This is a genomic window from Mameliella sp. AT18 (genome assembly GCF_028807275.1).
GTDB classification, from domain to species: domain Bacteria; phylum Pseudomonadota; class Alphaproteobacteria; order Rhodobacterales; family Rhodobacteraceae; genus Antarctobacter; species Antarctobacter albus.
In genome coordinates, this window is sequence record NZ_JARAMO010000323.1 from 1 (window position 1) to 9,215 (window position 9,215).

The window sequence follows — 9,215 nt, forward strand, 5'->3', positions numbered from 1 at the left end:
ACCGCAGGGAGACGGGGGCAGCGCCCCCTCAACGGCCCGGCCCGGAATGCGTTGTCCGGTCTTCGGGGGCCGTCAGGGCGTCAGCAAACGCCGGAACAACAGTTCGAGATGCGTCTCGGCCCCGGGATAGGGGTCGTCCGCGTTCAGCACGGCGCGCACCTGCACGTCGAAATCCGCATAGTGCTGGGTCAGCGACCAGACGGAGAACATCAGGTGGCGCGGGTCGACCGGCGCCAGCCGCCCCTCGGCAATCCAGCCCTCGATCACCATCGACAGCCTGTCGACCATGCCGCGCAGCTCGCCCTCGAGCACGGGCATGATCCGGGGCGCGCCCTGCACGATCTCGTTGGCGAAGAGCCGGCTTTGGCGCGGGAAATCCCGCGACATCTGCAGCTTGCGGCGCACGTAGCCAAGCAGTTCCTCGACCGGCTCGCCCATTGGGTCGATGGCCTGCAGGGGGTCCAGCCAGGTTTCCAGCAGACCGCGCAGAAGCGCCTCGTAGATCGCCTCCTTGGAAGGGTAGTAGTAGAGCAGGTTGGGTTTCGACAGGCCCGCCTCGCTGGCGATCCGATCCAGCGTGGCGCCGCGGAACCCGGCCTCGGAAAAGACCGTCAGCCCGGCCTCGAGGATCGCCTCGCGCTTGGCCCGTTGGATACGGGTCTGCGGCGCGGCTTTTCCACTTTGTCCCGATGCCGATTTTCCGATCATGGCCACGCGCCCCTGCCCTATTTAACAGCATCTGCCGGAATTGACGGCAGGACGCTTGACTGACTCCTTCCCTCTGGTAGCGTTGATTTGACCGGTTGGTCAAATCGGAACACCCGCGAGAGACGGGGAATTTCACGGGGAGATACGACATGGCCGCACCTGCTGCAAACATGACCATCAATGCCGACCGGCTGTGGGACAGCCTGATGGAGATGGCCAAAATCGGCCCCGGGGTTGCCGGGGGCAACAACCGCCAGACCCTGACCGACGCCGATGGCGAGGGGCGCGCCCTGTTCCAGCGCTGGTGCGAAGAGGCCGGCTGCACGATGGGGCTGGACACGATGGGCAACATGTTCGCCCGCCGCGAGGGAACCGACCCCGACGCGCTGCCGGTCTACGTGGGTTCTCACCTGGACACGCAGCCGACCGGCGGCAAGTACGATGGGGTGCTGGGTGTGCTGGGCGGGCTGGAACTGATCCGGACGCTGAATGACCTGGACATCAAGACGAAACACCCGATCGTCGTGACCAACTGGACCAACGAGGAAGGCACGCGGTTTGCCCCGGCCATGCTGTCCTCGGGTGTCTTTGCCGGGGTGCATGAGCAGGACTGGGCCTATGCGCGCGAGGATGCCGAGGGCAAGTCCTTCGGCGACGAACTGGTACGGATCGGCTGGAAGGGCGACGAGGAAGTGGGCGCGCGCAAGATGCATGCCTTTTTCGAACTGCACATCGAACAGGGGCCGATCCTCGAGGCCGAGGGTGTGGACGTGGGCGTGGTCACGCATGGCCAGGGGCTGTCGTGGACCCAGGTGACGGTGACGGGCAAGGATGCGCATACCGGCTCGACCCCGATGCCGATGCGCAAGAACGCAGGGCTGGCAATGGCGCGCATCCTCGAAAAGGTCGAGGAAATCGCGCTGAGCCATGCGCCGCATGCGGTGGGCGCGGCGGGCCATATCGACGTCTACCCGAACTCGCGCAACGTGATCCCCGGCAAGGCGGTGTTCACCGTCGATTTCCGGTCGCCCGAACTGGCGGTGATCCGGGACATGGAGGCGCGGCTGAAGGCGGCGGCAGAGGAGATCTGCACCCACATGGGGCTGGAAGTGGACTTCGAGAAGGTTGGTGGCTTCGACCCTGTGGATTTCGACGAGGGCTGTGTTGCGGCGATCCGGAACGCGGCGGAGCGGCTGGGCTATTCGCACCGCAACATCATCTCTGGCGCCGGGCATGACGCCTGCTGGATCAACCGGGTCGCGCCGACGGCCATGGTGATGTGCCCCTGCGTGGATGGCCTCAGCCACAACGAGGCCGAGGAGATTTCCAAGGACTGGGCCAAGGCGGGGGCGGATGTGCTGTTCCACGCGGTGGTGGAGACGGCGGAGATTGTGGAGTGACACCGCGGACCGGAGACCCCGTCCCGGACTTGATCCGGGACCTTCTGCCGTTCCGAGCCGGCGAGGCCCCGGCGCGGAGGCCGGGGCGGGGTTTACCCTTTGTTTACCGAAATTCGGCACTCAGGACCGGTGCCTCATTTCGTCTACATCATGGCCGCTCGTCCGGGGGGCGCACTCTACATCGGCCGCAGCACCAACCTGCGCGACCGCGTCGCGGCACATCGCGCCGGGCTTTCGGTACATACGGCACGATATGGTATCCACACACTGGTCTGGTTCGAGGAACACGCGGAATTCGAGAGTTCCTTGCGCCGGGAACGCCGCCTGAAACGGTGGCGACGCGCGTGGAAAGACCAGTTGATCACCGAGTTCAACCCGAACTGGCAGGACATGATACACGCCATCCCTTGATGTCCGGGGCGCGGCCCCGGCTCAGGGCCGGGGCGGGATACACCAGGGAGACAAACACATGAGCACAGTCATCAAGAACGGCACCATCGTCACGGCGGATCTCAGCTACAAGGGCGACGTGCTGGTCGAGAAGGGGATCATCACCGAGATCGGCGAGAACCTGACCGGCGACGAGGAGCTGGACGCCACCGGCTGTTACGTCATGCCGGGCGGGATTGACCCGCACACGCACCTGGAAATGCCCTTCATGGGCACCTACTCCAGCGATGATTTCGACAGCGGCACCCGGGCGGCACTGGCCGGCGGGACGACGATGGTGGTGGATTTCGCCCTGCCCTCGCCCGACGGCCAGGGCCTGCTGGACGCGCTGCAGATGTGGGACAACAAGTCCGGCCGCGCGCATTGCGATTACTCTTACCACATGGCGGTGACCTGGTGGGGCGAGCAGATCTTCAACGAGATGAAGACCGTCGTCGAGGATCGCGGCATCACCACCTTCAAGCACTTCATGGCCTACAAGGGCGCGCTGATGGTGCAGGACGACGAGATGTTCGCCAGCTTCCAGCGCGTCGGCGAGCTGGGCGGGATCGCCCTTGTCCACGCCGAGAACGGCGACGTGGTGGCGGACCTGTCGCAAAAGCTGCTGGCGGAGGGCAACACGGGACCAGAGGCACATGCCTATTCGCGCCCGCCGCAGGTCGAGGGCGAGGCCGCCAACCGCGCAATCATGATCGCGGACATGGCCGGTGTGCCGCTTTATATCGTGCATGTCTCCTGCGAAGAGGCGCATGAGGCGATCCGGCGCGCGCGCCAGCAGGGCAAGCGCGTCTGGGGCGAGCCGCTGATCCAGCACCTGACGCTGGATGAAAGCGAGTATTTCAACAAGGACTGGGACCATGCCGCGCGCCGCGTGATGTCGCCGCCCTTCCGCAACCAGAAACACCAGGAAAGCCTGTGGCACGGGCTGATGTCCGGCTCTCTGTCGGTCGTGGCGACGGATCACTGCGCCTTCACCACCGATCAGAAACGCTATGGCGTGGGCGATTTCACCAAGATCCCCAACGGCACCGGCGGGCTTGAGGACCGGCTGCCGATGCTCTGGACGCATGGGGTGGGCACCGGGCGGCTGACGCCCGAGGAATTCGTCGCCATGACCTCGACCAATATCGCCAAGATCCTGAACTGCTACCCGCGCAAGGGGGCGATCCGGGTGGGATCTGACGCGGATATCGTGGTCTGGGACCCGGAGAAGGAAAAGACCATCAGTGCCGCCAGCCAGGTGTCTGCGATCGACTACAACGTCTTCGAGGGCAAACAGGTCAAGGGCCTGCCGCGCTTTACCCTGACGCGGGGCCATCTGGCCGTGCACGACGGCGAACTGCGGTCGCGCGAAGGGCATGGTGAGTTCGTCAAACGGACACCGGGCACGCCGACGAACAAGGCGCTGTCGAAGTGGAAGGAACTGACCGCGCCGCGCCCGGTGACGCGCACCGGCATCCCGGCGAGCGGGGTGTGATGCTTGGTGCGATGCTCATATCCTTGGTGGTCACGCTGGCGCTATATGTCGGCTTGGCATGGGCCTTGATGTGGGCATCGCGTCGCTGGTTGCATGTCTGGGTGTCGATTGGCCTTGCCGTTCTGGCTGCGGGTTCCCTTGTTCAGAACATCATTTCCGGCTTGATCCACTGCAGCCAACCGCCAACGTTCGTCCCGCCGGAACTTGGTTCGGGTGGTGAAGGACAAATGGTTTTCAATTGTGACGCTCCGGGGGGCATGATTGACAGGTTTTACCTGTACTTTCTTGGACCAGTGGCCGTCGCGGCCATTATCTGGCTGGCTTGGCGGTTTTGGGCACGCCGAGATCTCCTTTCGCCGAGGGAGGCCCGATGACCGCCCCCGCCCTCTCCGGCGTCCTCGAGGCCGCCATCTACGTCGATGACCTCGACGCCACCGAGGACTTCTATGGCGGCATTCTGGGGTTGGAAAAGATCATCCGGGTCGAGGGGCGGCATGTCTTCTTTCGCTGCGGCGCATCGGTCGTGCTGGCCTTCATCGCGGAGGCCACGGAGCAGCCGCCCAAGCCGGGCGCCCTGCCCGTGCCGCCGCATGGGGCGCGCGGACCGGGGCACTTGTGTTTCTCTGTGCCAGGGGCGGACCTGGACGCGATGGTCGCACACTTGACGGATAACGGCATCGGGATCGAAAGCGATTTCAACTGGCCGCACGGGCCGCGATCCGTCTATGTGCGGGATCCGGCGGGCAACAGCGTGGAATTCGCGGACCCCGCTCTTTGGGAGATGCCGGAATGAGCGTGCCCGCGTCAGGCCGGAACCAGCGCCTCCAGCTCGGGCAGCAGGACCACGGATTCCTGTTCATGCGGGTCGGTGCGGGCGATCACCGCCACGGCGGGTTCGTCACCGTCGTTCAGCGGCAGATGCGGCACATCCGCCGGGATGTAGATCATGTCGCCCGGCCCCGTCTCCATGCAATGTTCCAGCCGCTCGCCCCAGTACATTTTCGCCCTGCCGGAAATGACATAGATCGCGGTCTCATGGGTCGCATGTTTATGCGCCCTGGCCCGCCCGCCCGGCGGGACCGTCAGCAGGTGCATGCAGATCCCCTGCGCGCCTGCGGTCTCCTTCGCGATGCCCTCGAAATAGGAAAAACCCTGCTTGCCGTCATATGTGCCCCCCGGGCGCAGCTTTTTGCAGTCGGTCATGGTAGATCCCCGGTATCCAACATCCTGAATGTCCAGCCTACAGCGGCCCTGCCGCTTCGCCAAACAAGGATCACGCGTGTTGAGCGATGAAGAAATAAAGAACTGGCCGGAGGCGGGAACCGCCACCACTGCCCCCGTCATCCGGGCGGACCACCTCGACCTGACCTTTCAGACGAATGACGGGCCGGTGCATGCGCTGAAAGACGTCAGCCTGGACATCGCCAAGGGCAGTTTCGTCAGCTTCATCGGCCCCTCGGGCTGTGGCAAGACGACCTTCCTGCGCTGTATCGCGGCGCTGGAGCATCCCACCGGGGGCAGCCTGACGGTGAACGGCATGACCCCGGACGAGGCGCGGCGCGCCCGGGCCTATGGCTATGTCTTTCAGGCCGCCGGTCTGTACCCCTGGCGGACCATCGGGCGCAACATCGCGCTGCCGCTGGAGATCATGGGCTATTCCCGGGCCGAACAGGCAGAGCGCGTGGCGCGGGTGCTGGAGCTTGTGGAATTGTCGGGTTTTGAAAAGAAATTCCCTTGGCAGCTGTCCGGAGGGATGCAGCAACGTGCGTCAATTGCAAGGGCGCTGGCATTCGATGCAGACATCCTCTTGATGGACGAACCCTTTGGCGCGCTCGATGAGATCGTGCGCGACCGGCTGAACGAGGAACTGCTGAAGCTCTGGGACAAGACGGAAAAGACCATCGGGTTCGTGACCCACTCGATCCCCGAGGCGGTCTACCTGTCGACCCATATCGTCGTGATGAGCCCGCGTCCGGGCCGGATCACCGACGTGATCGAAAGCCCCCTGCCCAAGGAGCGCCCGCTGGACATCCGCGACACGCCGGAATTCATCGAGATCGCGCATCGCGTGCGCGAGGGGCTGCGCGCGGGGTACGAGGAATGAAGGTCACGCGGCGCATTCCCGTCCCGGGCCTGACCCGGGACCTCCACGGCCATCGCCGGGAGACACGGCATGGCTGAGGCAAGCGACACGAGGTCCCGGGGCAGGCCTGGGACGGGTTGGCCCCGCTGGCTGCGACTGCCGCCGGTGCTGGGCATGGTGCTGGCCCTCCTGGCGATCTGGTACGTTGCCGTCGTCCCGATGAACGTCAAAGAGGTGCTGACGGCGGCGGAACGTGCGGGCGTCGAGGTGTCCCCGCCCTCCGCCGTGGACCGGCGCGACATGGGCAACTGGGCGCTGGTCTTTCGCAACCCCCATGCGCTTGGGGACAGCTGGAGCTCGGACCGTCCGAAACTGCCCGCGCCGCATCAGGTGCTGGTGGAACTTTACGACTCGACCATCGACGAGGAGCTGAACGGGCGGCGCGGGATCGTGCGGTCGGGGACGCTGTCGAACCGCAGTCTGGTCTACCACGCGCTGGTGACGCTGAACGCCACTTTCCTGGGGTTCCTCATCGGCGCCCTGCTGGGCGTGGCACTGGCGGTGGGGATCGTGCATTCCCGCGTCATGGACATGAGCGTGATGCCCTGGGCCATCGTCAGCCAGACCATCCCCATCGTGGCGCTGGCGCCCATGATCATCGTGGTGCTTTATTCCATCGGGGTGCAGGGGCTGATCCCCAAGGCGGTGATCTCGGCCTATCTGTCCTTCTTCCCGGTGGTCGTGGGCATGGTGAAGGGGCTGCGCAGCCCGGACGCCATGCAGATGGACCTGATGCGCACCTATAACGCGCCGACCACATCGGTGCTGACGAAACTGCGCCTGCCGTCGTCCATCCCCTACCTCTTTGCCTCGCTCAAGATCGCCATCGCGGCGAGCCTTGTCGGCGCCATCGTCGGGGAACTGCCGGTGCAGAAAGGCGGGCTAGGCGCGCGGATGCTGGCGGGCAGCTACTATGGCCAGACAGCGCAGATCTGGGCCGCGCTCTTGGTGGCGGCGGCGCTGGCGGCGCTGCTGGTCTATGCCATCGCGGCCCTGGAAAGGCGCACGCTGCGCCGGATGGGGATGATGCCATGACGCTGGTGATTTTCGCAGTCCTGCTCTGGGCGGTGGGCTTTGGCGTGAACGTCGTGCTGGCGAACGGGCCTGCGCGGGATACCGGCGCTGTGCGCCTTGCGGTGCCGCTGATCTTTGGCCTGACCATCCTGGGCATGTGGGAGCTGATCGTGCGGGGCATGCAGGTCTCGACCGTGATCCTGCCGCCGCCCTCGCTGATCGCGGCCAGCTTTGCCGAGAACCTTGGTACGCTTTGGGGCGATTTCGTGCAGACGATCCTCAAGGGCGCTCTGTCGGGGTATATCTTCGGCTGCGGCGCGGCCTTTGTGACCGCGCTGCTGGTGGACCGCTCGGACTACCTGCGGCGCGGGTTGCTGCCGCTGGGCAACTTCATGGCCGCCCTGCCCATCGTCGGCACGGCGCCGATCCTGGTGATGTGGTTCGGCTTTGGCTGGCAGTCCAAGGCGGCGGTGGTCGTTCTGATGGTCTATTTCCCGATGCTGGTGAACACGGTGGCCGGCCTGTCGGAAACCACCTCGATGCAGCGCGACCTGATGCGGACCTATGCGGCGACCTGGGGTCAGACGCTGTGGACGCTGCGCCTGCCCGCCGCCCTGCCCTTTGTCTTCAACGGACTCAAGATCTGCTCGACGCTGGCGCTGATCGGGGCCATCGTTGCCGAGTTCTTCGGCAGCCCGACGCTGGGGCTTGGCTTTCGCATCTCGACCAGCATCGGCCAGCTTGACCTCGGGATGGTCTGGTCGGCCATCCTCGTGTCGGCGCTCTCGGGGACGGTGTTCTACGGGCTCGTGGCCCTGGCCGAACGCCGCATGACATTCTGGCACGCCTCGCACCGGGGCGGCCGATAACCGGACCGGACAAAACCGGCCACAAGACACTAGGCACCAAGGAGGTACTGAAGATGAAACAGACATGGATCGCCGCCGTTGCGGCCCTGGGGCTGGCCAGCCCCGCGCTGGCGGCGGACGAGGTCACGCTGCAGCTGAAATGGGTCACGCAGGCGCAGTTCGCGGGCTATTACGTGGCGCTGGAAAACGGCTATTACGAAGAGGCCGACCTTGACGTGACGATCCTGCCCGGCGGGCCGGACATCGCGCCGACGCAGGTGATCGCGGGCGGCGGCGCCGACGTGATCGTGGAATGGATGCCCGCGGCGCTCTCGGCCCGCGAAAACGGCCTGCCGCTGGTCAATATCGCGCAGCCGTTCAAATCCTCGGGCATGATGCTGACCTGCTGGAAGGACGCCGGGATTTCCGCGCCCGCCGACCTGGATAACCGCACGCTGGGGGTCTGGTTCTTCGGCAACGAATTCCCCTTCCTCGCCTGGATGAGCCAGCTGGACATCGCCACCGACGGCAAGGCCGAAGGCTCGGTCGAGGTGCTGAAACAGGGCTTCAACGTCGACCCGCTGCTGCAGCGGCAGGCGGATTGCATCAGCACCATGACCTACAACGAGTACTGGCAGGTGATCGATGCGGGCGTGTCGCCCGAAGAGCTGATCACCTTCAAGTACGAGGACCAGGGCGTCGCCATGCTGGAAGACGGCCTTTATGTGCTGGAGGAGAACCTCGAGGATCCCGAGTACGTCGACAAGATGGCGCGGTTCGTGGCCGCCTCGATGAAAGGCTGGAAATGGGCCGAAGAGAACCCCGAGGACGCGGCGATGATCGTGCTGGACTATGACGAGACCGGCGCCCAGACCGAGGGCCACCAGATCCGCATGATGGGCGAGGTCGCCAAGCTGACGGCCGGATCGAACGGCGCGCTGGACCCGGCGGATTACCAGCGGACCGTGGATACGCTTTTGGCCGGCGGGTCCGACCCGGTGATCACCAAGGAGCCGGAAGGCGCCTGGACCCATGTCATCACGGATGCGGCGCTGGACTGAGTCCCGGCCCCTGCGTTGATGAGTTGAGAAAAGCCGCGGAAACGCGGCTTTTCGCTTTTGGGCGCGTTGGGGGCTCTGCCCCCAAACCCCCGGAGGTATTTTCGGCCCAAAGAA

General features: G+C 65.2%; 10 protein-coding genes. 8 read left to right on the forward strand and 2 right to left on the reverse strand.

Annotated elements, in window-relative coordinates; all coding sequences use genetic code 11:
• Positions 1-72 precede the first annotated feature (72 nt).
• Positions 73-708: a TetR family transcriptional regulator C-terminal domain-containing protein gene (locus PVW46_RS27600; RefSeq protein WP_069209141.1), complete on the reverse strand. Its 636-nt coding sequence runs from the start codon at positions 706-708 to the stop codon at positions 73-75.
• 149 nt (positions 709-857) lie between these two features.
• Between PVW46_RS27600 and PVW46_RS27605 the strand changes: the two genes are divergently transcribed.
• The 4 genes from PVW46_RS27605 (at position 858) to PVW46_RS27620 (ending at position 4,828) form a co-directional block, all read left to right on the forward strand.
• A complete protein-coding gene (locus PVW46_RS27605; RefSeq protein WP_043136528.1) occupies positions 858-2,108 on the forward strand; it encodes a Zn-dependent hydrolase in 1,251 nt (416 codons plus the stop codon).
• Between the two features lie 129 nt (positions 2,109-2,237).
• A complete protein-coding gene (locus PVW46_RS27610) occupies positions 2,238-2,519 on the forward strand; it encodes a GIY-YIG nuclease family protein (RefSeq protein ID WP_088669673.1) in 282 nt (93 codons plus the stop codon).
• Positions 2,520-2,577: 58 nt separating this feature from the next.
• Positions 2,578-4,035 (forward strand): dihydropyrimidinase, encoded by a 1,458-nt coding sequence (gene hydA, locus PVW46_RS27615; protein ID WP_069209142.1) that lies wholly within the window; start codon positions 2,578-2,580, stop codon positions 4,033-4,035.
• 370 nt (positions 4,036-4,405) lie between these two features.
• Complete coding sequence (locus PVW46_RS27620) at positions 4,406-4,828, forward strand: VOC family protein (RefSeq protein WP_069209144.1); 423 nt, start codon at positions 4,406-4,408, stop codon at positions 4,826-4,828.
• An 11-nt stretch (positions 4,829-4,839) separates the two neighbouring features.
• Here the strand turns inward: PVW46_RS27620 and PVW46_RS27625 are convergent, their stop codons facing one another.
• Positions 4,840-5,238, reverse strand: a complete 399-nt coding sequence (locus tag PVW46_RS27625; RefSeq protein WP_043136513.1) for a cupin domain-containing protein — start codon at positions 5,236-5,238, stop codon at positions 4,840-4,842.
• Positions 5,239-5,317: 79 nt separating this feature from the next.
• Between PVW46_RS27625 and PVW46_RS27630 the strand changes: the two genes are divergently transcribed.
• The 4 genes from PVW46_RS27630 (at position 5,318) to PVW46_RS27645 (ending at position 9,101) form a co-directional block, all read left to right on the forward strand.
• The gene (locus PVW46_RS27630; RefSeq protein ID WP_373286025.1) at positions 5,318-6,139 is read left to right on the forward strand and encodes an ABC transporter ATP-binding protein; all 822 of its coding nucleotides are present in this window, start codon (positions 5,318-5,320) and stop codon (positions 6,137-6,139) included.
• A gap of 153 nt (positions 6,140-6,292) precedes the next feature.
• On the forward strand, positions 6,293-7,213 hold the full coding sequence (locus PVW46_RS27635) for an ABC transporter permease (RefSeq protein WP_069209145.1): 921 nt from the start codon (positions 6,293-6,295) through the stop codon (positions 7,211-7,213).
• The gene (locus PVW46_RS27640) at positions 7,210-8,061 is read left to right on the forward strand and encodes an ABC transporter permease (protein WP_043136510.1); all 852 of its coding nucleotides are present in this window, start codon (positions 7,210-7,212) and stop codon (positions 8,059-8,061) included. The genes PVW46_RS27635 and PVW46_RS27640 overlap by 4 nt, the downstream gene beginning before the upstream one ends.
• A gap of 53 nt (positions 8,062-8,114) precedes the next feature.
• The gene (locus tag PVW46_RS27645; protein ID WP_043136508.1) at positions 8,115-9,101 is read left to right on the forward strand and encodes an ABC transporter substrate-binding protein; all 987 of its coding nucleotides are present in this window, start codon (positions 8,115-8,117) and stop codon (positions 9,099-9,101) included.
• Positions 9,102-9,215 lie beyond the last annotated feature (114 nt).